The organism is Halovivax cerinus (genome assembly GCF_024498195.1).
Classification (GTDB): Archaea; Halobacteriota; Halobacteria; order Halobacteriales; family Natrialbaceae; genus Halovivax; species Halovivax cerinus.
In genome coordinates this window covers 2,257,534-2,279,229 of record NZ_CP101824.1, presented here as the reverse complement: position 1 = coordinate 2,279,229, position 21,696 = coordinate 2,257,534, and the positions used below count along the sequence as shown (strand labels likewise).

Below are 21,696 nucleotides of genomic sequence, written 5' to 3'. Positions count from 1 at the left end.
CCGAGCAGGGCTGCGAAACGCCACTCCGGCGAACCTCCGTCCCGGCGCCGGTCGTCACAGTCGTGTCGGAACGGCTATGCGTATTCGATCGAGAGAGAGAGAGAGAGCATGGAAGAGCCACGCTCGGTCATCGCGTCCAGCGGCTCCGATCCGGTCACGACTGTCGACGCAGTCACTTCTCCAGGTACGATCGTGGTCGTCGGGGTTCTCGTCGCGGGCATCGTCGGTCTCGGCACGGTCGCTGCCGTCGCCGTCGGGTACGCCGTCAGAGAGCTCCGACTGGCCCACCGTATCCTCCGGTCGGGCACGGAATCGGTCCTCGAGACGCCCGACGGGGGCTACGTCGAGTTGCGGGGAACGGTCGACGCCGTCGACACGCCACTCGAGGCACCGTTTTCCGGCGCCGCCTGCGTCGCCTGCGAGTACGCCGTCGAGGAGGAACGGTCGACCCAGAATGGGACCCACTGGGCGACCATCGAGTCCGGGAGCCGCGTCGTCTCCTTCCGGCTCGACGACGGAACGGGAAGCGTCCTCGTCGACCCGGCCGGCTGCGATCTGCGGCTCGACCGCGACGACCGCATCCGCGTCGACGGCGGGACGGTGCCGCCACCACGCATCCAGGCGTACATCGACCAGACCGAGAGCGTCGACGACGAGAACGAGACGCTCGACCTGCGAGTAATCGAACTCAGGACGGGCGCGAACCGTCGGTACATCGAGAAGCGCCTCGACGTCGGCGCGACGGCGCACGTCCTCGGTACGGCGCGCTACGACACGACCGCCGCGACCGGGGCCGGACACGTCAACGCCGTCGTCGGGGTTGCGGACGCCGCCAGGGCACCCGGCCGGTGGCGCCGGCTCCGCCATCGGCTGTTCGGCCTCCCGTTCGTGCTCTCCGACCGGAGCGAACGCCGACTCGCGCTCACCGCCGGCGCCATCGGGCTCGGGATTGTGGGCGGACTCCTGGGCGCCATCGGCGTGGCAGGGATCGTGTTCGGGCCGATCTGATCGGTGCGCGTGACGACGGACCGACGACGATCCACGGATCGGATGCCCGATCACCGGCCAGTGTATAAGAGAGGGTAATATTCGGCTGACAGCGGTGACCCCATCGCGGGGTTTTTCGTACCGGGGTCCGAATGGGTGACAATGGCTGGGATTCGCGACGCCGTGCGGAAACTCCCGAGCGACGTCTATTACGATCTACTCGAGGACGACGAGGCGTACCTGCTCGTCGTCGACCTCCCGGGGGTCTCCGCGGCCACGCTCGACGTCGCCGTCGACGGCGACGTCCTCCGGGTCGACGCCGCGCGCGAACCGATCCACCCGGACGACTACCAGTACGTCGAGGAGAACCGTCCGGCTCGCCGCGAGTTCACCATCGCGCTCCCCGACGACGCCGACGACGAGCGCGTCGACACCGAGATCGACCGCGGCGTCCTCACGGTGACGATCGGGACGGTCGACGCGACGGAGATAGACGTCGTCGACGAGGGGGCACCCTGACCCGGGTGAGATCGTGGTTCGACTCCGCGCGTACGGCCGATTCGTCCTCGTCGTGTGGCGATTCCTGCCGCTCCTCTGGGCGTACGCGCGCGACCGCCACCGGTTCGTCCTGTTCGGCCGCTCTCGCCGGGTCGAACCCGCCGTTCGGCGCGAGCGAGCCGAGCGGCTGCTGTCGATCCTGTTCGCGCTCGGACCCACGTTCGTCAAGCTCGGACAGTTGCTCTCGAGTCGGCCGGACGTCCTCCCGCCGACGTACCTCGACGTCCTCTCGGCGTTACAGGACGACGTCCCGCCCGCAGACTGGGACGACGCGCGGCGCGTGATCGAGTCGGAGCTCGGCCCCGTCGACGATCGGTTCGACGACTTCGACCGCGACCCGATCAGCGGGGCGAGCCTGGGCCAGGTCTACCGAGCACGCCTCGACGGACGGGACGTCGCGGTGAAGGTTCGCAGACCCGGCGTGGAGTCGCTCGTCGAGGCCGACCTGCACGTCGTCCACTGGACGGTTCCGATCCTGCGTCGCTTCGTCGACGAGTCGCGGGCCTACTCGCTCGAGACGCTCGCCGAAGAGTTCGACCGGACGATCAGACAGGAGATGGACTACGAACGCGAGGCGCGGATGTTGACGGAGATCGCCGCGAACTTCGACGACGACCCGGGAACCGTCCATCCGGACGTCGTCGAGAGTCACTCCGGGCCGACCGTCCTCACGATGGAGTACCTGGCGGGCACGAAGATCACCGACGTCGACGCACTGGACGAACGAGGCGTCGATCGCGTCGAGCTCGCAGAGCGGCTCCAGCGCGCGTACATGCAGATGATCATCGAAGACGGGGTGTTCCACGCCGATCCGCACCCCGGCAACCTCTCGGTCGACGACGAGGGCCGCATCATCTTCTACGACTTCGGCATGTCCGGCCGCGTCGACCCGTACATACAGGAGAAGATCGTCGACTTCTACGTCGCGATCGCCGCCGGTGACACCGACGCCGTCCTCGACGCCCTGATCGAGATCGGGACACTGAGCCCCGAAGCCGATCGGGCGGTGATGGCGGACGTGCTCGAACTCGCGATCCAGGACGCCCGGGGCGAGGACGTCGAACAGCGCCGTGTACAGGGGATCGTCGAACAGATCGAAGGCTCGATCTACGAGTTCCCGTTTCGACTCCCGCGCAACCTCGCGCTCGTCCTCCGCGTGGCAACCGTCGTCGAGGGCGTCTGCGTCACGCTCGACCCCGACTTCGACTTCATCACCACGGCGACGGCGTTTCTCACCGAGCGCGGCTATCGGGAAGAGACCGCCCGTGCGTTCGTCGAGGAGACGGGAGAGCACCTCCGCGAGTCTGCTTCGTCCGCCGTTCGCGTGCTCCCGAAGACAGAGCGCGCGCTCGATCGGCTCGAACGCGGCGACCTCTCCGTCAGGGCCGGCATCGAGGATCCGGACGACCTCCTGGACCAACTGGCGAAGCGGGTCGTCTACGGGCAGGTGCTCGCTGCCGGCATCGTCGCTGCCGGGGTCGGGATCGCGCTCGAAACCCCGATCGTCACCGGTGCCGCCGGCCTGCTCGTCGCAGGGGCCGCGGTCACCCTCCGCCGGTCCTTTCGCACCCGCGAGGGTATCAGCGCCCGCCCGCAGTTTACGCGCCAGCGACTCAGACGGCGCGAGCGAGAGGAGGAGTGACTGGTGGATGGTCGCCTACCGGACGGCGAAACGGTGAGAACGCCTTTCAGGGTCGCACCCCCAGTCTCCCTATGGACTACGACCGCCTCGCGGCACTCCCGGTCCGGATCGACGACGTCTCCCTCGACAGACGCGAGCGTGAGACGTCGAGTGACTTCACCCGGGTGACGACGACCGTCTCGCTGTCGGGACCGGGTCCCAACGGCGACCGGGTCGTCGGCCGCGGCGAGGACGTCACCTACGACGCGGCGGAGCACGACGCGCTGGCGCGAACGGGGCTGCCGGACCTCACGGGCGAATACACGATCGACTCCGTCTCGAGTCGGGTGGACGAACTCGATTGCTTCCCCGCGGGTGCGCCGGACCGGGCGGTGTTTCGCAACTACCGGCGGTGGGGAATCGAGAGCGCCGCGCTCGACCTGGCGCTACGGCAGGCTGAATCGGACCTCGCGAGCGTCCTCGACCGCGACCGCGAACCCGTCCGATTCGTCGCCAGCACGCGACTCGGCGACCCGCCGACGACGGATCGCGTCGAGGCGCTCCGCGAACGGGTGCCCGACCTGCAGTTCAAGCTCGATCCCACGGCCGAGTGGACCGACGAGGTGATCGACGCGCTCGTCGATACCGGCGCCGTCAGAATCCTCGATCTCAAGGGACAGTACGAGGGGACGGACGTCGATGAGCCGGGCGATCACGACCTGTACCGGCGCCTCCTGGACGCGTTTCCCAGGGCCGTGATCGAAGATCCCGCCCTGACCGACGAGACGCGGGCGCTGTTCGACGATCCCGACGTCCGCAGACGCGTCTCCTGGGACGCGCCGATCCACGGCCTCGACGACGTCCAGGACCTGCCGTGGGAGCCGAGCTGGCTCAACGTCAAACCCTCCCGGTTCGGCTCGCTCGCGTCGCTGTTCGAGACGATCGAGTAAGGCCTGGAGAACGGGATTTCGATGTACGGCGGCGGGCAGTTCGAACTCGGCGTGGGCCGCGGCCAACTGCAATTGCTCGCGTCGCTCTTCTACCCCGACGGGCCGAACGACATCGCTCCGCGCGCGTACAACCTGCCGACGGTGCCCGACGAGGTGCCGGCGCCACCCCTGTCGCCGCCGAGCGACGTGACCGGGTTCCGCTGGGCGTGAGTTCGACGGGCGCGATCCGAACGCGACCGCCGCCCGTCACAATCCTGCCGCCGACCGTACCTACTTGCCGGTCGGACGCCGTAGACGGCGTATGCAGATCGCGCCCTTCGGCCTCGAACGCTGGTTCGACGAGTACGAACACGATGCGGACGTGATGCTCGCCGAGAGCGGAATTCGCAGCCTCTCGGCCGATCGGTTCGACACCGATCCGGGCGAGCTCGGCTACGTGATTCCGACCGACGGCGATCCCGAATTCCGGGCCGAGGTCGCCGCCCGATACGACCGGTCTGCAGACGAGATCTGTTTCACCTGCGGGACGCAAGAGGCGAACTTCCTCGCATTCCTGGGGCTGCTGGACGAGGGGAGCCCGGGCGGCGGAACCCACGCCGTCGTCGTCACGCCGACCTACCAGGCCCTCCACGCGGTCCCGGACGCGGTCGGATCGGTCACCCGGGTCGAACTCGAGCCGCCGACGTGGGAACTCGACGTCGACGCGGTCGCCGAGGCGATCTCCGACGAGACCGCCGTCGTCGTACTCAACAACCCGAACAACCCGACCGGGCGGTATCACCCGCAGTCGGTCGTCGACGCCGTCGCCGAGATCGCGGCCGACCACGACGCCTACCTGCTGTGCGACGAGGTCTACCGCCTCCTGGCCGACGACCCGCTGGAACCCGTCGCGGCGCGGTACGACCACGGCATCTCGACGACGAGTCTGACGAAGGCATACGGCCTCGCAGGCACGCGCTTTGGCTGGCTCGTCGGCCCGGATCCCGTCGTCGAGGCGGCCGTCCGGTGGAAGGACTACACGACCATCTCGCCGAGCATCTTCGGCCAGCACGTCGCGAAGCAGGCTCTCGGTGAGCAGGAGGACGACATCCTGGAGACGAACCGCGATCTCGCGAGCGAACACCGGGATATCGTCCGGACGTTCCTCGACGAACACGGCCTGGAGTGGTACGACCCGGTCGGCGTCAACGGGTTCGTGACCGTCCCCGACGGCTTCGAGGACGGGAGAGACTTCTGCAGGGCCGTCGTGGAGGACGAGGGCGTCGTCCTCGCCCCCGGCGAGTACTTCGGTCATCCGGACTACGTCCGGATCGGGTTCGGGTTACCGACCGCCGAACTCGAGGACGGACTGGAGCGCGTCGCCCGCGTGATCGGGTGAGACGGACCCGAACGGCGGACGCGGTATCGGCCGATCGGGTGCGAACCGAACCACGATTGGCGAACCCATTTACTCGCCCGACACCGATGCGAGCGTATGCGCGCAGCGGTGCTCGAAGACTACGGTGAACCGCTCGAGATCCGAGACGTCGACCCGCCCGATCCGGCGCCCCACGGCGTCGTGGTCGCGGTCGAAGCGTGCGGCATCTGCCGGAGCGACTGGCACGCCTGGATGGGCCACGGCGAGTGGGCCGACGATCGGGTATCCAGGGGTCAGATTCTGGGCCACGAGCCCGCGGGCCGTGTACTCGAGGTCGGCTCGGGGGTCGACTCGCTGGCGGTCGGCGATCGGGTCGTGATCCCGTTCAACCTCGGCGACGGAACCTGTCGATACTGTCTAAATGGACACGGAAACGTCTGTGCGGACGGCGCCGCACTGGGGTTCGAACCCGAGGTACCGGGCGCGTTCGCAGAGCAGTTGCACGTCCCCCATGCGGAGTACAACGCCGTCTCGCTGCCGGACGACGTCTCGACCGAGTCGGCGGCCGCGCTCGGCTGTCGGTACGTGACCGCGTTCCACGCGCTGGCTCACCGCGCCGACGTCGGCGGTGGTGATCGGGTCGCCGTCCACGGCTGCGGCGGTCTCGGCCTGGCAGCCGTCCAGATCGCCGACGCGCTCGGCGCGAGCGTCGTCACCGTGGACGTCCGGGACGAACCCCTCGGGATGGCGGAATCGCTGGGCGCGGACGCGACCGTGAACGCAGGCGAGGTCGAAGGCGTGCCCGAAGCGGTCGCGGCGCGTGTTGGGGACGGAGCATCCGAACGGACCGAGAACGAGGATTCGACCCGACACGGAACGGGACCGGGACCCGACGGCAGCGTCGACGTCTCGATCGACGCGCTCGGACGGGCCGAGACGTGCCGGAACAGTATCCGCTGTCTGCAACCGCGCGGAACCCACGTCCAGCTCGGTCTCACGACCGACGCCGAGCGCGGGGAGATCTCGCTCCCGATGGACGCGATCACGCGCTGGGACGTGTCCGTACTCGGATCACGGGGGATGCCACCGACGCGGTACGGCGAACTCCTGACCACGATCGAGTCCGGCGCGCTCGATCCGGGCCGGCTGGTGACGAACCGGGTGTCGCTATCGGCGGTGTCCGACCGGTTGAGGGCGATGAGCGAGTACGGGACCAGCGGGATCGAAGTCGTCACGGACTTCTCGTCCTGACGGTCAGTGAAACCCTGCACGCCACCAACGCGAGACGACGGCACGCCGGCACCACGACCCGCCGGTCGGATTCAAACCGTTTATGCCGCTCGGTTGGATACGGGCGGGTATGGCGACACAGCAGCAGGAAGTTCGCGACCTCCAGGAAGGTGGCTACGTCATGATCGACGAGGCGGCGTGCAAGATTAACGCCTACTCGACCGCGAAACCGGGCAAACACGGCAGCGCCAAGGCTCGCATCGAGGCCAAGGGCGTCTTCGACGAGAAGAAACGCTCGCTGTCTCAGCCGGTCGACGCGAAGATTCGCGTCCCGATCATCGAGCGAAAGCAGGGCCAGATCGTCTCCGTCGACGGCGCCGACATGCAGGTCATGGACCTAGAGAGCTACGAGACGTTCACGATGCGCATCCCCGAGGACGTCGACGCCACGCCCGACGACGAGATCGAATTCCTCGAGATGGAAGGACAGCGCAAGATCGTCTGATGTTTCCCGGGGCGACCGCCGAGCGCGGAGACGCGAACTTCGTGATCGTCGGCGCGCCCCTGGACGCGTCGACGACCTTCGAACCGGGGACCCGATTCGGCCCCCGGCGCGTGCGCCATTTTGCGGAGCCGTTCGACGACTACGATCACCGGACGGACCAGCACGTTTCGACCCTCGGCGTCGCAGACGACGGCGACGTCCACGCCTGGGGCGACGTGCCGGCCTACCTCGAGTACCTCGAGGGGACGCTTCGGGACGTCACCTGGGACGAGGCTGTACCGCTCACGATCGGCGGCGAACATACGATCTCGCTGGCCGGCGCGCGTGCGACCGAGCCCGACGTCTTCGTCTGCCTCGACGCCCACCTCGACCTGCGCGAGGCCTACGACGGCAACCGGCTCAATCACGCCTGCGTAACGCGGCGGATCCTCGAGGACGAGGACCTCGACGTCGAGGAGGCGATCATCCTGGGCTCGCGGACCGGAAGCGAGGCCGAGTGGGAGCGGGCCGAGGCCGACGACGTCACCATCGTCCCGCCGGAGTCGGTGCGTGCGTGGCTCGACGAGACCGACGTCGACGCCCTGCTCGGCGGTCGTGAGACCTACCTCAGCGTGGATATCGACGGCGCAGACCCGGCCTACGCGCCTGGGACGGGGACGATGGAGCCCTTCGGACTCGAACCGCGCGAGATGCGGGATGCGGTTCGCGCCGTGGCACCGTCCGCGACGGGCTTCGACGTCGTCGAGGTCAACGACCGCGACGACGGGCAGGCGGCGTCGCTCGCCGGCAAGTTGCTGAAGGAGTTCGTGTACACGCACGCGGCGAGCGACGGGCCGATCGCGTCGACCCGGTAAGGCGCCGACGGCCGCTGGACTCCGCTACAGCCTCAGAACAGCGTGTCGGCCGTCGAGGCACCGACGACGCTGAAGATCGAGCCAACGCTGACGGCTTTGAGTGTGATCTCGATGGTCGGACGCGACAGGAGTGACCCGTCGACGAACACATCCGGCGCGTCGAACAGGAGCGCCAGGATCGCCACCGAGCCGAACGAGACCAGCATGAGCGAGATGAACCGGAGCGGGATACCGACGACTTCCTGCTCGGCGTCGACGTCCCGATCGTCGTTGGCCTTGTACAAGCTAGCGTAGCCGATGGCGAAGACGACGGTGACAGTCAGCAGTGCCTGGATCGCGTGCATACTCTCGGCGAGGCTCCAGACCTCCTCGGTGACGACGAACGGGCCGGCAAGGAGGAAGCCGCCGACGAGCTGCTGGGCGACGTCGGTCAGCTTGAACTCCGGCGGCCGACGAAACCGGCTCGCGTTCATGGGGACGTCTTTACAGGGTGGACTAATAGCGGTGATGGTCGACTCGGTGCGGGTCAGCGACCTACCGACGGGCGCTCCATTCGCCCTCCGACAGTCAGAACGGCCCGTCGCAGTGTGTCTTCGGGAGCGCGTTCCGTACGGTCACCAGCGGATCGACCACCTGACTGATCTCCAGGCCGCCGACGAGGCTCGAGAACATGTAGGCCTCGGTGGGGTCGAAGCCGTGCTCGGCGACGAGGAGGGAAATCGCGTCCATGTTCGCCAGCTCGCACGCCTCCTCCATCGACTCGGCACTCGCGACCGTCTTCCACGCGTCGGGCGTCTCGATCAGCGGTCGATCGAGCTCGATCGCGACGTCGTCGCCGTCGATCACGGAGACGGTGACGTCGATATCGGTCGCGATCTCGGCGCCCGTGCCGCACATCTCGCCGTCGGCCATCGCGGCCTTGCTGTCTCCCATCGCGAGCATCGCACCCGCCTGGAAGACGGGGAAGTAGATCGTGTTACCCGCCGAGACATCTGTCGTGTCGAGATTACCGCCGTGATCGTGCGGGACGAGCGTGGTGAACGATTCCTCGGCCGGCGCGACGCCGATCGTTCCGATACAGGGGTCGACGGCGACCTCGTGGTCGCCGAACTCGATCACGGCGTCCGTGTTCGCGTCGGCGTCTGCTGCCGTCCCGTCGGCGTCGGGGGACGTATCGTCCGCGACCGGCGTGACGGTCGTCCGCGGCGCCTCGATGTCCTCGTGACCGTCCAGCAGGCCGAAGCCCTCGATCGTGACCACCCGACCGCGATCTTCGGCGAGACGGACGTCCTCGATTTCGACGGCGAGGACGTCTCCCGGTTCGGCGTCCGCAACCTCGATCGGCCCCGTCGCGGCGTTGACCTCCTCCGGAACCGATTCGATCAGATCGTCGTCCGTCTGGACCGCCCCGTCTAAGCTGTCGCGTGTCTCGATCGTGAGTTCGGCGCCGGATTCGACGGTCGCGATGGGGTCGAGCGCCGGGGTGAACTCGTAGATCGCCCCCTCCTCGTGTGAGACGGTCTGTCGTGGCATGGACGATCGTTCGTCGGGATCTGACAAAAGTGGTGGTCTCTCGGTGGTCGAAGCGGCCAGTGTTGGACCGTTACTGGCACCAGCTGGTCAGCCGCTGTGTCGGCCGACGATCGAACGGCTGAGTTTTGAAGTGGACGGGCGCAAACGACCCTAGCTTTTTGCCCGTGTATGTACAATGTACCCACATCAACCCATGGGGACGACACGAGCCAACTTCCGACTTCCGGAGGAACTCCTCGAAAAAGCCGATATCGCCGCAGAGATAACCCACCGGAACCGGACGGAAATCGTCACAGAGGCGCTTCGTGAGTATCTCTCGGACATCGAGGACGACGAATCGTTCACCGAGGCCGTCGTGGAACTCTATCTGGACGAGGAGATCGAATTCGACACCTTGAGCGCGTTCATCGGCCGTCAGGACGCCGAATCCGTCCGCTCTTCGAAGGCCATTCTCGACCAGGGCGACGAGTTGGCTGACGAGATGGCATCGTTGTAGAATGATCGTCGCCGACACCAGCGCACTCGTCTCACCGTCCTGTGGTGACGTGCTCGCAATTTGGCTCGACGAATTCGACGTCCACACGAGTCAACGCGTCCTCGAAGAACTCGAATCGACAGCGGCATACGACGATACCCACGGACGAGCGGCGGCAGCTGTCACCGAAAATGTCGAACACATCACGGTCCACGAAACCACGGGTACTGTCGTCGAGACGTCACGAATCGACCGGGGAGAAGGTACCTGCATCGCCCTCTGTAACGCACTCGACGCCTCGTTTCTCGTCACCGACGATTTCCGTGCGTTGCCGGAACTCGAACGACTAACCGAGGCACGGGTCGCGATCTCGCCGATCGTCCTCTCCGCACTGGTCAAACGGGGCCGACTGCGAGCCGACGAGGCAGACAGACGGCTGGACCGAATCGCCGAGGACCGCGATTGGCTCGGAAGACCGATCTACCGTCGAGCACGAACGCTGCTGGAAGACGATCAGGGGGACCAGATCGAATAGGGGGCTCGTTCGAGCGGATAGAAGACAGGCATCCAAACGGACCCAAACCGCTTACACGCCCGCCGCCCAACGAGCCGATATGCACCTCACCGAACTCGTCGACCGACTCGACGAGGAACTGCGAACGGACGACTACGCCGACCTGGACGCGAGTGCGAACGGGCTGCAGGTCGGACCACCCGAGGCCGAGGTCGACCACGTCGCGTTCGCCGTCGACGGCGTCCGCGAGACGATCGACGCGGCGGCCGATGCGGGCGCGGACCTGCTCGTCACCCACCACGGGCTCTCCTGGGGCGGCATCGAGCGGGTGACCGGCAGGCAGTACGGGCGGATCGCCCCGCTGATCGAGCACGACCTGGCTCTGTACGTCTCGCACCTCCCGCTGGACGGCCACCAGGAACTGGGCAACGCCGCCGGCGTGGCCGACGTCCTGGGACTGACCGACCGCGAACCCTTCGGCGAGCTGGGGCCGGAGTACGTTGGCCAGCGGGGACGTGCGACGGAACCCGTCGCCCCCGATGAACTCCGAGAGACGCTCGCCGCCGAGCTCGACACCGGTGCAGGAGACGTGCGCCTGCTCGACTTCGGCCCCGAGCGGATCGAGACCGTGGCGGTACTGACCGGTAGCGGGACCGACTGGCTCGACGAGGCCGTCGCGGCGGACGTCGACGCGTTGGTGACGGGCGAGGGGAAGGGGAAGGCCTACCACGAGGCGAAGGAGGCCGAGATCACCGTCGTCCTGGCGGGCCACTACGCGACCGAGACGTTCGGCGTCCGGGCGCTGCACGATCTCGTCGACGGCTGGGGCGTCGAGACGACGTATATCGAAGTTCCGACCGGGTTGTAGCATCGGGGAGGTTCGCAGTCGACCATGCCCAGACGGGGACGGTACCGCCGAATTTGTAGGCAAATGGGGAATTACCGATACTATTATAGTGAGTGGAAATAACCCCGTTGTATGGCAGCGATGGGCACGCTCGACTGGATCGGCGTGGTCGGGCCGTTCACGGTCTACCTGCTGGCCCTGGTCGTCTACTACGTCTGGGAGGGACGGCGCGAGGAACGGCTCCGCGAGGAGTACGCGGACGAGACGGGATACCGCAACGAGACGGGGACCGCCCCCGGTGACCGACCGTGACGGGGATCGCGGGTGGCGCGAGCGACGCCGTACTCGTCACCTTCGGCCTCTACCTGGTCGTCCTCGTCGGGATCGGGCTCTGGTCCTCGCGCCTGCTCGACACGGTCGGTGATTACGTCATCGGCGGCCGGCGCGTCGGGCCGGTGGTGACCGGCTTCTCGGAACGGGCCTCCGAGATGAGCGGCTGGTTGACACTGGGCGTCCCCGGAGACGCGTACAGTGCGGGGATCATGGCCTTCTTCAACGGACTGGGGATGATCCCGGCCGACCTCGCGGCATGGGCCGGAATCGCCAAGCGGCTGCGCAAGTACAGCGAGATCGTCCGAGCGGTCACCCTGCCCACGTTCTTCGAGACGCGCCTCCGGGACGACACCGGCCTCGTGAAGGGCGTCTCGGCGGCCGTCCTCATCATCTTCGAGGGCGGGTACGTGGGCGCCCAGATCGTCGCCGCCGGGACGCTCCTCCGGGTCCTTACCGGGGCCGATCTGTGGATCGGAATCGTGGTCGGGGGGATCATCGTCGTCGGCTACACCGTCCTCGGCGGCTACTTCGCGGTCGCCTGGTCCGACTACTTCCAGGGCGCGATCATCCTCATCGCCTTCGCCATCCTGCCGATCCTGGCGTTTAGCTCGTACGGGTCGCCCTTCGAGGGTGCCGGCGCGATCGACGGGTCGCTAACGAGTATTACGGGCGGCATGACCGGCTGGGCCGCGGTCTTCGGGATCATCAGCTACGCGGCTATCGGGTTGGGTATCCCGGGCAATCCCCACGTTATGGTCCGGTTCATGGGGATCGACCGCGTGCGTAATATCAGGCTCGCGGCGCTGGTCGCTCAGCTGTTCATGTTCGTCGCTTACATCGGCGCTGCACTCGTCGGATTGTACGCGCTGGTGGTGTTCGGAAGTGGCGGGCTCTCGGATGCGGAGAACGCGATGCCATTGCTCACCCTCGACCTCTTCCCGAGCGCCATCGCCGGGATTATCCTCGCGGCCGCGCTCGCGGCGATGATGTCGAGCGCCGACTCGCAACTCCTGGTCGCGACCAGCGCCGTCGTCGAGGACGTCTACCACGGCTTCTTCGACCGGCAGGCCACCGAGACCCAGCTCGTGCGCTACTCCAGGTACGTCACGCTCGGCCTCGGCGGGGCCAGCATCGCCTTCGCGTACGTCGCTCGAAACACACCCATCTACGATCTCGTTCTCAACTACGCGTGGGGCGGGCTGGGCGCCGCGATCGGTCCGACCCTCATCGCCACCCTCTGGTGGCGCCGACTCACCAGTGCAGGCGCCGTTTCGAGTATGGTCGTCGGCGCCGGGACGATGCTCCTGTGGCCACAGTGGGAACGTATCCTCGGCGAGGCGACGCTGGCCTCGCTCGAAACGTCCTCGCCGTTCCTCCACGGGCTGCTCACCGTCTACGGCCTGTTCCCGGCGTTCATCCTCTCGGCCCTGACGCTGATCGTCGTCTCGCTGCGCACCACGCCGCCCGGCGACGAACACCTGGACGAACACTTCGCGGTGATGCACAAGCCCCTCTCGGCGGTGCTCGGCGACCGGGACTCGACAGGCGACTCGCCACCGATGGCGACCGACGGCGGCCTCCCCCGGCCGAAGGCGATCACCGAGGCCGACGCCATCCGCGATCACGTCCGCGACAGCGACTACTGGACGGACGGAACGCGTAACGGGGCCCCAGGCGACGGCGAGGTGGACTAATGAGCACCGACGAGTGGACGGACGAGGGAGCCAGCGACGGGACGGGAACGGCGGGCAATGACGAGGCAGCGATGCAGTCCGTCGGGAACGCGAATCTGCGCGTTCGCGACGAAACAGACACACGCGCCCGGGATTACGTCGAACTGTCGGTCGTCCCCCCGTCGATCGAGCGTGACGAAGTCGAGGCGACCGGTCGCGTCGGCTGTGTGGCCTACCCCTACCGGATCTACGACGCCGCGGTCAGCATGTCCCGACCGCTGATGGACGACCGTGAAGATTCCTTCGTCGTCAGCGTCGACCGCTCGCGTCGACTTGCCGTCCGCGCGGACACGTTCCCGGAGACCGAATCACGAACCGTGACGGACGCACTCGTCCTCCCCGCGGAACTCACGCCCGAGGGCGCCGACGAGCGCGCCCGGAAATCCGTCTTCAAGTGGACCCTCCGGCGATACTCGCTGAATCGCGCGCCCGGGATCGCGTTCGACCGCGTCGTCACGGGCTACAAACTGTTCTGGCTGGCCGAACGGGAAGGTGGTGACGTTATCGTGGACAGTTTGACGGGGTCCGAGCGGTCGCTGGAGGGGTGACGGAATCAGGAGTGCATCCAGTGGATGTCGGGCTCAAAGCACACCCGATGGGCAACGGGTTTGTGCCGGCGTCAACTATCCCCGCGTGGCCGATGACGATGCACCCGGGCCGAACCGGTCTCGGCAACCGGTGACGACGAGCCCTATGAGTGCCGAGGCCTTCAATTCGGATCCACCATCCTTTCTTTCATAGCTCGGCGTGTGTTGAGTGTCTATACCCTGCCGTATTCAAACACCTATAATCCCTCGGTAGCGGCGCCAAGCACTCGTTCGATATTCCGTACGCCACACTGGGTACCGAGTTCGCGGAACTGGCCGAACCGGTTTCGAGCGCGCACAATCTCGCCGTAGGTTCGCCGAAGCGCGATACACGCCGATTCGATATGTGTCGTCGCGTGAAGCAGACACTTGTCGCGGTCACACCCGAAAATTCCCGCTTCAGGATATAACACGTATGACAAGTATCAGGTTTTGCTAGCACCGTAGAACGTCCTAGTGACGGCTCTTCCGTGGCGATCTTGGAGGGGTGAACAACGCCCGAGTAGAAACGGTAATAAAGCCCTCAGCAGGTGCCAAGACGGGTGACTATCCGGTACGTACCCATTCTTTTTTCTATCCGTTCTCTGTAAACGGGAGATGGTAGTATAGCTGCTCGAAAATACGATGTACCTCGATACCAGGCATGACATACAAGCTCCTCACGACGAGTTCTCGGCGGCAGTTATTAGCAGCAACAGGAACTGCCAGCGTCGCGGCCCTCTCGGGATGTAGCAAATCAGGTTCGCAAACGGAATCTTCGACACCCGACCCGGAGTCAAACACGACGGAAGCCGACCAGTCAGTCTATTACGTCTCTCCAGACGGCCACCGCTCTACTGAAGGAACGGCTGACCGGCCATTTGGATCTATACAGCGGGCATTAGAGGTGGCAGAGCCTGGCGACGAGGTACGTGTTACGTCCGGGGAGTACACGGACCCATTCAGAACAGTTCGATCAGGAGAACAGGGTGCACCGATAACAATTACTGGTCCCGCCGATGCAGTTCAACGGCGAATCGGCATAGTCAACCATAGTCACATTCACATCAAAGGGATAACATTCAATGGTCTCAGAAATCCGGATTCGCCGGATGACCCATCTTCGTACGAGACCGTTCTCGTTCACTGTACCCCTCCCGAAAACAGGGAGACATATCTCGAGAATATTGTCTGTGCACCGGCAGGTGTTGGTAACTCACGGCGACCGCTGATGTTGTTCGAGCGGACCAAGAACCTCGAGATCGGACCGCTGGAGGTAATTGGGATGGCTGGTGCTGAGTTCATCCTCAATGAGGAGAGCCAATCGCAAGCAGGCGAAGTTATCTATATAGGCCAACCGACAACCACTGTCGAGCGCGATTCATATCCGTGGGAGACGCTTGACCAGACGAGAAACGTACACGTTCACCACATCGACAATAGTGCAGGACATCCTCACTCAGAACTTGTAAATACGAAACTCGGGACCCGAAATATTCTCATTGAATACTGCACGAACGGTGGGGGCACCCAGAACAACGGTTCGCACCCCTCTGCAGCAGTCAGATTTGAGAGCCACAACGCCACGCTACGGTGGTCAGATCTTCGAAACGGGGAGGGGTATGGTGTCGAGGTTGTGGGGCAGCGTGACTGGCTTAGAGACCGAGATGATCCGGTAATGGATCCTGATCAGGCCGGCACAGGTCATTCAATCTACACGAATCGGATCGTGGACTTCGGGGAGAAGGCAATACAGTTCACTGCCCCCGTGGCGGACCAGCGCATACTCTGTGGGAACAAAATCACAGGAGAAGCGGACGGGTCGTCGACGACTACGTGTCCCACAGATGTCCCATCCGGCAGCGGAATCGGACACGCTAGCGGCGAGTGAGTACGATGTCTCGGTTTCCGACCGTGATACACACTCCGAACGCATCCCTACTTATCCGGTAGTAGAGACACCTATCTGGGTACAGAAACGGCGATAGGATCGACTGTTACTGACCGACCACTCGCCGGACACCTGTCGACTACTCCATACATATACAACGACAGTCGATGAATGTGACTCATGGAGTCCGACGTGGCAATCGACGGGACCAAGTTCGACGGTCCGCTCCGATTCATGACGCACGAACGCTGTAGCGATCCGTGTCCGGAGTTTCGAGACCGGATCGACGGCTCCGACGCGTTCGAATTCTGCGGAATGTGGGGTCCGATAATCGAAACGACGGACCGCGAGACGATCGCCGAGGGGCACGAGAGCCTCCGACTGGTGCTCAATGCGGTTCTCGAAGACGACTCACCCGCCAGGAGCACCTGTACCGTGTACGACTGTGACGCAGCGGCGACGCACACGGCCGAGTTCGATTCGGAGCGCGCCTGGTTCACGGCTCGGTACTGCGTCGATTGCGCCGACACGGAGCGACCCAACATCGTGGCGGTGTACGAGGGACGCGACACGAAATTCTGCGATCACGACCGGTGCTTCAACGCCGTCCACGCCTCGCGCGAGTGTTGCCCGTGCCACCAATAACCGGGTTCCTGTACTACCGCAAGCCGAAATGCTTCCCTGGCGGGGTTCGGTTCGGGACAGTCATCAACGGGAGAATCAAGACGGAGCGGGACCAACGATCAGCAGGATGGGAGCGATCATCTCGCTTGCGACTGCCGATTTTGGGCTCGCGGAGTACAAGCGACGACGGGCGGCGACGCGAGTCGGTATCGACGTCGATCACTTCGTCGAACTGTACGAACCAACCATCAGGCAGGTAGCATACACAACGGCGTCGGCCGGATTCGATCCACTTCAGTTCTGTCGCATCCTCGGGTACGAAATTGACTCGTGGCCAGCAACCGAAATGGAGCTCAGTGCGGCATGTACCCTGACCGATGACGGGTCTACACTCAGTCTGGACGAGACGGAGTGGCTCGCAGAGGCGTCACGAGCTGTGCTTGATGGCGATGAGACGACCGCCCACTCTACGGCCAGCATTCGAACTGTCGCCGACACCTGTGATACCGCCGTGACCCTGCAAGTTACACCACGCATCGCATCGACGTAGCGACGAACGAGTGCTTTCACTGTTGATCGAGGGTCTGGTCCAATGCAGCCGGTGATTGGCCGTGAAAACACGATAACCGCCACATACGGCCTTCTCGGGAAGCTGTGGCTACGAGGGAGCAACGCCTCACCCGTCCGTCCGATCGTCACCTCGTCGAGCGTGCGTCTTCACCTGCCAGGAGAATTCGGACAGGTTCATCGCGGCCGCGCAGTGCTCACAGCAGTACCGTTCGGAGTCGGCGTACTTTCCCGATAGCATCCCGGGCGCCTCGACGGTGACCCGAAAGAGGAGCGCCGGCGCCACGTCACGGTCACACCGATAGCACTCGTGCGTGCGAGGCGGCTCGCCAGCCACGCCGCTCGAACCGTCGACGGATGTCATCCGAGATCACCACGGAACAGTCGACCTGACCACCCAGGTGATCTCGGCCCCCAATCCCGGAAATCGAACGTGAGCGGCGGACAGCGTTTCGACTCTCTAGACCGAGAGCGGGCGAGACCTTTTTGTCGTGGTGGTGTGTACGCAATCATGGCGACTAAACCCTCCTCGGGTTTGGAAGCCAGACGTCTCGGGTGGTTACAGCACCCGGGACTTTCTCAGCGCTGTCCCCTGCGACAGATGGAGACGCTGGCTTCCGTGTGGGTGATTGACGTGACGGATAATATAATTACCGATGGAGGCCCGGAATCAACGCCACGACCGGTGGCGCGTACCCGGTGACCGGCCCGGTCGGTCCGCAGACCGTCGACGGTGAGGCCGTGTTGGCGCTCCCCCGACGATGGCGGTCACGGTCCCGGTCGGGGGCAGACACAGTGGCGGTCGCGGATACAGTCCCGGTCGAGGTAGACCCAATGCCGATCGCTGATACAGTCCCGGTCGGTGGCAGATACAGTGCCGGTCGCTGATACAGTCCCGGTCGGGGTAGACACAGTGGCGGTCGCCGTTGGCCCCTGCTTCGATCGACGGATACCTACCGGACAGAGACCCGACCCACACCGTAGAAACCGGCGCCTACGGTCACGATAGATTACGCCTACACCCGAAACGAACTAAGAGGGTGGCCGTCGTCAGGGGACAGGACATGGGCCGAACCGGTCCGTCGCGGAGAGCGCTCCTGGCCACATCGTCGGCCGTGACGGCGTCGGTCGGAGCGCTCGCCCTAGCCGGCTGCCTCGGGCAGGCAAGGGAACCGAACACCATCGTGATGACCGCCGCGACCGACGTCGAGGGGATCATGTACGCTGACGGGGACGGGCCATCGGTTCAGCAGGCCCTCTGGGACGCCGGCCTGGACGAGGACATCAGCGTCGAGATCCAGACGGTCGTCAGCGACTCCGCCTCGCGGATGCAGACCACGCAATCGGCGCTCGAAGCGGGCCGCGTCCCGCCCGACATCCACATGATGGACAGCGGATGGACCGTCCCGTTCATCCTCCGCGACCAGACGGTCAATCTAACCGAGGCGTTCCCGTCCGACGTCGTAGAGCGGGTGGACGATACGTACCTCGACGCGATCCTGGAGACCGCACGCCACCCCGAGACCGGCGACCTCCACGCGCTACCCCTGTTCCCGGACCTCGGGTTCACGTTGTACCGCCGGGACCTGATCGAGGACGCGGGCCAGGACACGAGCGGCTGGGAGACCGAACCGCCGACCTGGGAGACGTTCGCGACCGCTGTCCGCGACGCGCGGGACGGGGCCGACCTCGACTACGGCTTCACGACGCAGGCGGCCGCCTACGAGGGACTGTCCTGCTGTACGTTCAACGAGGTGATGACGACCTGGGGCGGCGCGTACTACGGCGGGACGGACACCCTGTTCGCCGCCGGCGACCGGCCGATCACCGTCGACGACGAGCGGGTCGTCGACGCGATCCGGATGATGCGGTCGTTCATCGCGGGGGAGACCGAGAACACCCTCGACGGCTACCCGCAGATCTGTCCGTCGGCGATCGTCCAGTGGACGGAGCAGGAGTCGCTCGACCCGTTCGCCGCCGGCGAGGCGGTCGCGAACCGGAACTGGTCGTTCGCCATCGCCGCCACCGGCACGGAGGAGGCCTTCGGCGAGGACCTCGGTGTCATGACGCGGCCGTACGCGGTGTCTCCCGGGGAGGCGGCGTACGAGGGCGTCGGTGGTACCGCCGCGGCCCTGGGCGGCTGGAACCTCGCCGTGAGCCCGTTCACCGAACGGCGCGAGGAGGCGCTCCAGGTCCTCGAAGCCTTCGCCACCGAGGAGGTCATGCTGACCGTGTTCGAACTCGGCGGCTTCCTCCCGCCGAACCTCGACCTGGTGGCCGAGGCCGACCCCGAGGACGTCGGGCCCGTCGCCCGCTACGCCGACGCGGTCCAGGTCGCGAGCGAGAACGCGGTCCCGCGGCCGGCGACGGACCTCTGGCCCGAGCAGTCGGCGCTGATCTACCAGGCGGTCAACGCGGCCTATCGTGGCGCGAGCGCACCCCAGGCGGCGATGAACGATCTCGCGGAGGAACTCGAACAGAGCGAAGCGGAGGTGGAAGTGGATGGCAGCTGAGACCGACGAGGACATCGTCTCCGAACGGAGCACCGAGACGGAAGGGAGACAACGGACCGGCAACGCCGTCGTCAACTGGATGGAGAACCTGAGCGAAGCGGCGTACGCCTACCTGCTCTTGCTCCCGGCGTTCGCCCTGCTATCGCTGATCGCGTTCTACCCGCTGCTTCGAACGTTCGTCATCTCCCTGCGCGAGAACGAGACGCGGGGAATGGAGCCCCTCGGCGAGTTCGTCGCCGCGGAGAACTACGTCGACATCCTCACCGGGAACGCGCGGCTGGCTCGGCAGTTCCTCGACGTCTCGTTCTCCTCGTCGGTTCCCTTCCTCGAACTCGGCACTCCGTTCTTCCAGCAGGCGCTGTTCGTCACGCTCGCCTTCGCGCTCGTCAGCGTCCTCTTCGAGACGGTGATCGGGTTCGGCCAGGCCTACGTCCTCGATCAGGACTTCCGGGGCCGGCGATGGGTCCGCGTCGCGATCATCCTCCCGTGGGCGGTGCCGATCGTCATCCAGGGGATGATCTTCTACCTGCTGTTCCAGCCGACGGTCGGGTTCGGCTCCGACCTCATGCAGAGCCTCGGGCTCTTCAGCTCGGCGCCACTCGCCAACAGCCAGGACGCGTTCGTCATCATCCTCATCGCCGACATCTGGAAGTCCTCGGCGTTCATGGCGCTGCTGATCCTGGCGGGCCTCCAGAGCGTCGACCGGAGCCTCTACGACGTCGCCCGCGTCGCGGGCGCCTCGCCCTGGCAGCGGTTCAAGCTCATCACGCTCCCGCTCGTGATGCCGGCGCTGCTGGTCGCGATGCTGTTCCGGACGATGGACGCGATGCGCGTCTTCGGCCTGATCGAGTCGACCGCCGGCTGTTCGACGGTGCCGTCACTGTCCTGTCTCGTGGTGGAGGCGATGTTCGGCGGCACGCGCATCTACGCGACGGCCGCCGCCGTCGCCTTCTCGACGGCGCTCGTGATCGGTCTGATAATCGGCGGCTACGTCCTCCTGTTCCGCGACACCGGCGGTGATCTGTACTGATGTCCGATCCGAACGACCCCACCGACCCGGCGAACGATCGCGGATCGGGCTCTCCAGACCCCGACGGGGGCGCGATATTCGAGGACGACCGCGACGCGGACCTCGATCGGGGCCCGTTCCAGCGGTGGGCCGCCGACGCGATCAAGAATCCGGAGCGCGTCTACCGGGCGCTGTTCTACGTCGCGGCGATCTTCTTCCTGGTCACGACGCTCTTCCCGTTCTACTGGCTGTTGATGGTCGCGCTGACACCCGAAGGACGGCTCCAGAACATCGTCTTTACGCCGAACGGGTTCGATCCGGGTGCGTTCGTCGAGGTATTCGAGGTCATCCCGTTTCACGTCTACATGTTCAACAGCTTCGTGATCGCGCTCGGGTCGACGGCCGTCGTCCTCGTGGTCGCGAGTCTCGCGGGCTACGCCTTCGGCCGCCTCGAGTTCCCCGGGCGGACGCCCCTGCTGTTGCTCGTCCTGGTCATCTCGTTCTTCCCGCCGGCCGCCTTTTTCATCCCGCTGAACGACCTCTTCAACACGCACTTCGCGATCCTGGAGCCGATCACGGGCGACGGCACGCTCTACAACACGCCCTTCGCCCTCGTGACGCCGCTGTCGGCGATCTTCATGCCGCTCGCGATCTTCATCCTCACGACCTTCTACGCGCAGATCCCCGACGGGCTGGAGGACGCCGCCCGCGTCGAGGGGACGACCCGGCTCGGCGCGCTGTTCCGGGTCATCATCCCACTGTCGGCGCCCGGCGTCGCGACTGCGGGTGTATTGACGTTCATCGCCGTCTACAACGAGTTCTTCTTCTCGTTCCTGATGACGGACGGCCAGCCCGAGAACTGGGCGCCGATCCTCGACGGGATCCTCGCCTACCAGGGCCAGTACCAGGTACTGTACCACCTGATGGCGGCCGCGAGCATCATCGGGGTGATCCCCGTCGCGATCCTCGTGATCGTCGCTCAGGAGAAGATCGTCAGCGGACTCACCGCCGGTGCACTCAAGGAGTAAT

Annotated in this window: 22 protein-coding genes and 1 pseudogene; 20 read left to right on the top strand and 3 right to left on the bottom strand. The window is 65.6% G+C overall.

Annotated features, from left to right (window positions below):
• Positions 1 to 108 precede the first annotated feature (108 nt).
• From NO366_RS10655 to speB, 8 genes and pseudogenes are all read left to right on the top strand, one after another.
• Positions 109 to 1,008 (top strand): E3 ubiquitin ligase family protein, encoded by a 900-nt coding sequence (locus tag NO366_RS10655; protein WP_256530774.1) that lies wholly within the window; start codon positions 109 to 111, stop codon positions 1,006 to 1,008.
• Between the two features lie 141 nt (positions 1,009 to 1,149).
• Complete coding sequence (locus tag NO366_RS10650) at positions 1,150 to 1,506, top strand: Hsp20/alpha crystallin family protein (RefSeq protein WP_256530773.1); 357 nt, start codon at positions 1,150 to 1,152, stop codon at positions 1,504 to 1,506.
• A gap of 52 nt (positions 1,507 to 1,558) precedes the next feature.
• Positions 1,559 to 3,187, top strand: a complete 1,629-nt coding sequence (locus tag NO366_RS10645) for an ABC1 kinase family protein (protein WP_256534023.1) — start codon at positions 1,559 to 1,561, stop codon at positions 3,185 to 3,187.
• Between the two features lie 71 nt (positions 3,188 to 3,258).
• A pseudogene (locus NO366_RS10640) lies at positions 3,259 to 4,326 on the top strand (enolase-like domain-containing protein).
• A 91-nt stretch (positions 4,327 to 4,417) separates the two neighbouring features.
• A complete protein-coding gene (locus NO366_RS10635; protein WP_256530772.1) occupies positions 4,418 to 5,494 on the top strand; it encodes an aminotransferase class I/II-fold pyridoxal phosphate-dependent enzyme in 1,077 nt (358 codons plus the stop codon).
• A gap of 96 nt (positions 5,495 to 5,590) precedes the next feature.
• Entirely contained in the window at positions 5,591 to 6,724 is a 1,134-nt protein-coding gene (locus NO366_RS10630) for a zinc-dependent alcohol dehydrogenase family protein (RefSeq protein WP_256530771.1), read from the top strand.
• Positions 6,725 to 6,833: 109 nt separating this feature from the next.
• The gene (locus tag NO366_RS10625; protein ID WP_256530770.1) at positions 6,834 to 7,208 is read left to right on the top strand and encodes a translation initiation factor IF-5A; all 375 of its coding nucleotides are present in this window, start codon (positions 6,834 to 6,836) and stop codon (positions 7,206 to 7,208) included.
• Positions 7,208 to 8,062, top strand: coding sequence for an agmatinase (gene speB, locus NO366_RS10620; RefSeq protein ID WP_256530769.1), 855 nt, complete (start codon positions 7,208 to 7,210; stop codon positions 8,060 to 8,062). The genes NO366_RS10625 and speB overlap by 1 nt, the downstream gene beginning before the upstream one ends.
• A 32-nt stretch (positions 8,063 to 8,094) precedes the next feature.
• On the opposite strand, the gene NO366_RS10615 is transcribed toward speB, so the two are convergent.
• Both NO366_RS10615 and NO366_RS10610 read right to left on the bottom strand, forming a co-directional pair.
• Positions 8,095 to 8,535 (bottom strand): DUF2391 family protein, encoded by a 441-nt coding sequence (locus NO366_RS10615; RefSeq protein ID WP_256530768.1) that lies wholly within the window; start codon positions 8,533 to 8,535, stop codon positions 8,095 to 8,097.
• Between the two features lie 94 nt (positions 8,536 to 8,629).
• Positions 8,630 to 9,595, bottom strand: coding sequence for an acetamidase/formamidase family protein (locus tag NO366_RS10610; protein WP_256530767.1), 966 nt, complete (start codon positions 9,593 to 9,595; stop codon positions 8,630 to 8,632).
• Positions 9,596 to 9,788: 193 nt separating this feature from the next.
• Between NO366_RS10610 and NO366_RS10605 the strand changes: the two genes are divergently transcribed.
• The 9 genes from NO366_RS10605 (at position 9,789) to NO366_RS10565 (ending at position 17,128) form a co-directional block, all read left to right on the top strand.
• Complete coding sequence (locus NO366_RS10605; RefSeq protein ID WP_256530766.1) at positions 9,789 to 10,091, top strand: ribbon-helix-helix domain-containing protein; 303 nt, start codon at positions 9,789 to 9,791, stop codon at positions 10,089 to 10,091.
• A gap of 1 nt (position 10,092) precedes the next feature.
• A complete protein-coding gene (locus NO366_RS10600; RefSeq protein WP_256530765.1) occupies positions 10,093 to 10,605 on the top strand; it encodes a PIN domain-containing protein in 513 nt (170 codons plus the stop codon).
• Between the two features lie 79 nt (positions 10,606 to 10,684).
• Complete coding sequence (locus NO366_RS10595; protein WP_256530764.1) at positions 10,685 to 11,452, top strand: Nif3-like dinuclear metal center hexameric protein; 768 nt, start codon at positions 10,685 to 10,687, stop codon at positions 11,450 to 11,452.
• Between the two features lie 111 nt (positions 11,453 to 11,563).
• Positions 11,564 to 11,743, top strand: a complete 180-nt coding sequence (locus NO366_RS10590) for a hypothetical protein (RefSeq protein WP_256530763.1) — start codon at positions 11,564 to 11,566, stop codon at positions 11,741 to 11,743.
• The gene (locus NO366_RS10585) at positions 11,740 to 13,458 is read left to right on the top strand and encodes a sodium/proline symporter (RefSeq protein ID WP_256530762.1); all 1,719 of its coding nucleotides are present in this window, start codon (positions 11,740 to 11,742) and stop codon (positions 13,456 to 13,458) included. The genes NO366_RS10590 and NO366_RS10585 overlap by 4 nt, the downstream gene beginning before the upstream one ends.
• A complete protein-coding gene (locus NO366_RS10580; RefSeq protein WP_256530761.1) occupies positions 13,458 to 14,045 on the top strand; it encodes a hypothetical protein in 588 nt (195 codons plus the stop codon). The genes NO366_RS10585 and NO366_RS10580 overlap by 1 nt, the downstream gene beginning before the upstream one ends.
• Positions 14,046 to 14,970: 925 nt before the next feature.
• Complete coding sequence (locus NO366_RS10575) at positions 14,971 to 15,954, top strand: hypothetical protein (protein WP_256530760.1); 984 nt, start codon at positions 14,971 to 14,973, stop codon at positions 15,952 to 15,954.
• Positions 15,955 to 16,134: 180 nt separating this feature from the next.
• Entirely contained in the window at positions 16,135 to 16,599 is a 465-nt protein-coding gene (locus NO366_RS10570; RefSeq protein ID WP_256530759.1) for a hypothetical protein, read from the top strand.
• Positions 16,600 to 16,705: 106 nt separating this feature from the next.
• A complete protein-coding gene (locus NO366_RS10565; protein WP_256530758.1) occupies positions 16,706 to 17,128 on the top strand; it encodes a hypothetical protein in 423 nt (140 codons plus the stop codon).
• Positions 17,129 to 17,254: 126 nt separating this feature from the next.
• Here NO366_RS10565 and NO366_RS10560 read toward each other — a convergent pair whose 3' ends face one another.
• Positions 17,255 to 17,509 carry a hypothetical protein gene (locus tag NO366_RS10560; RefSeq protein ID WP_256530757.1) on the bottom strand — a complete coding sequence of 85 codons (255 nt, stop codon included), beginning with the start codon at positions 17,507 to 17,509 and terminating at the stop codon, positions 17,255 to 17,257.
• Positions 17,510 to 18,209: 700 nt separating this feature from the next.
• On the opposite strand from NO366_RS10560, the gene NO366_RS10555 reads away from it, so the two are divergent.
• Genes NO366_RS10555 through NO366_RS10545 form a run of 3 tightly spaced genes read left to right on the top strand, consistent with a single transcriptional unit; the run spans position 18,210 to position 21,695 of the window.
• On the top strand, positions 18,210 to 19,658 hold the full coding sequence (locus NO366_RS10555; RefSeq protein WP_256530756.1) for an extracellular solute-binding protein: 1,449 nt from the start codon (positions 18,210 to 18,212) through the stop codon (positions 19,656 to 19,658).
• Positions 19,648 to 20,688: a carbohydrate ABC transporter permease gene (locus NO366_RS10550; protein WP_256530755.1), complete on the top strand. Its 1,041-nt coding sequence runs from the start codon at positions 19,648 to 19,650 to the stop codon at positions 20,686 to 20,688. Before NO366_RS10555 ends, NO366_RS10550 begins: the two co-directional genes overlap by 11 nt.
• Positions 20,688 to 21,695, top strand: a complete 1,008-nt coding sequence (locus tag NO366_RS10545) for a carbohydrate ABC transporter permease (protein WP_256530754.1) — start codon at positions 20,688 to 20,690, stop codon at positions 21,693 to 21,695. The genes NO366_RS10550 and NO366_RS10545 overlap by 1 nt, the downstream gene beginning before the upstream one ends.
• The last annotated feature ends 1 nt before the right edge of the window (position 21,696 follow it).

Coding starts and splice junctions, on each gene's coding strand:
- NO366_RS10655 (WP_256530774.1), top strand. CDS start 109: ATGGAAGAGCCACGCTCGGTCATCGCGTCCAGCGGCTCCGATCCGGTC.
- NO366_RS10650 (WP_256530773.1), top strand. CDS start 1,150: ATGGCTGGGATTCGCGACGCCGTGCGGAAACTCCCGAGCGACGTCTAT.
- NO366_RS10635 (WP_256530772.1), top strand. CDS start 4,418: ATGCAGATCGCGCCCTTCGGCCTCGAACGCTGGTTCGACGAGTACGAA.
- NO366_RS10630 (WP_256530771.1), top strand. CDS start 5,591: ATGCGCGCAGCGGTGCTCGAAGACTACGGTGAACCGCTCGAGATCCGA.
- NO366_RS10625 (WP_256530770.1), top strand. CDS start 6,834: ATGGCGACACAGCAGCAGGAAGTTCGCGACCTCCAGGAAGGTGGCTAC.
- speB (WP_256530769.1), top strand. CDS start 7,208: ATGTTTCCCGGGGCGACCGCCGAGCGCGGAGACGCGAACTTCGTGATC.
- NO366_RS10615 (WP_256530768.1), bottom strand. CDS start 8,535: ATGAACGCGAGCCGGTTTCGTCGGCCGCCGGAGTTCAAGCTGACCGAC.
- NO366_RS10610 (WP_256530767.1), bottom strand. CDS start 9,595: ATGCCACGACAGACCGTCTCACACGAGGAGGGGGCGATCTACGAGTTC.
- NO366_RS10605 (WP_256530766.1), top strand. CDS start 9,789: ATGGGGACGACACGAGCCAACTTCCGACTTCCGGAGGAACTCCTCGAA.
- NO366_RS10600 (WP_256530765.1), top strand. CDS start 10,093: ATGATCGTCGCCGACACCAGCGCACTCGTCTCACCGTCCTGTGGTGAC.
- NO366_RS10595 (WP_256530764.1), top strand. CDS start 10,685: ATGCACCTCACCGAACTCGTCGACCGACTCGACGAGGAACTGCGAACG.
- NO366_RS10590 (WP_256530763.1), top strand. CDS start 11,564: ATGGCAGCGATGGGCACGCTCGACTGGATCGGCGTGGTCGGGCCGTTC.
- NO366_RS10580 (WP_256530761.1), top strand. CDS start 13,458: ATGAGCACCGACGAGTGGACGGACGAGGGAGCCAGCGACGGGACGGGA.
- NO366_RS10570 (WP_256530759.1), top strand. CDS start 16,135: ATGGAGTCCGACGTGGCAATCGACGGGACCAAGTTCGACGGTCCGCTC.
- NO366_RS10565 (WP_256530758.1), top strand. CDS start 16,706: ATGGGAGCGATCATCTCGCTTGCGACTGCCGATTTTGGGCTCGCGGAG.
- NO366_RS10560 (WP_256530757.1), bottom strand. CDS start 17,509: ATGACATCCGTCGACGGTTCGAGCGGCGTGGCTGGCGAGCCGCCTCGC.
- NO366_RS10555 (WP_256530756.1), top strand. CDS start 18,210: ATGGGCCGAACCGGTCCGTCGCGGAGAGCGCTCCTGGCCACATCGTCG.
- NO366_RS10550 (WP_256530755.1), top strand. CDS start 19,648: ATGGCAGCTGAGACCGACGAGGACATCGTCTCCGAACGGAGCACCGAG.
- NO366_RS10545 (WP_256530754.1), top strand. CDS start 20,688: ATGTCCGATCCGAACGACCCCACCGACCCGGCGAACGATCGCGGATCG.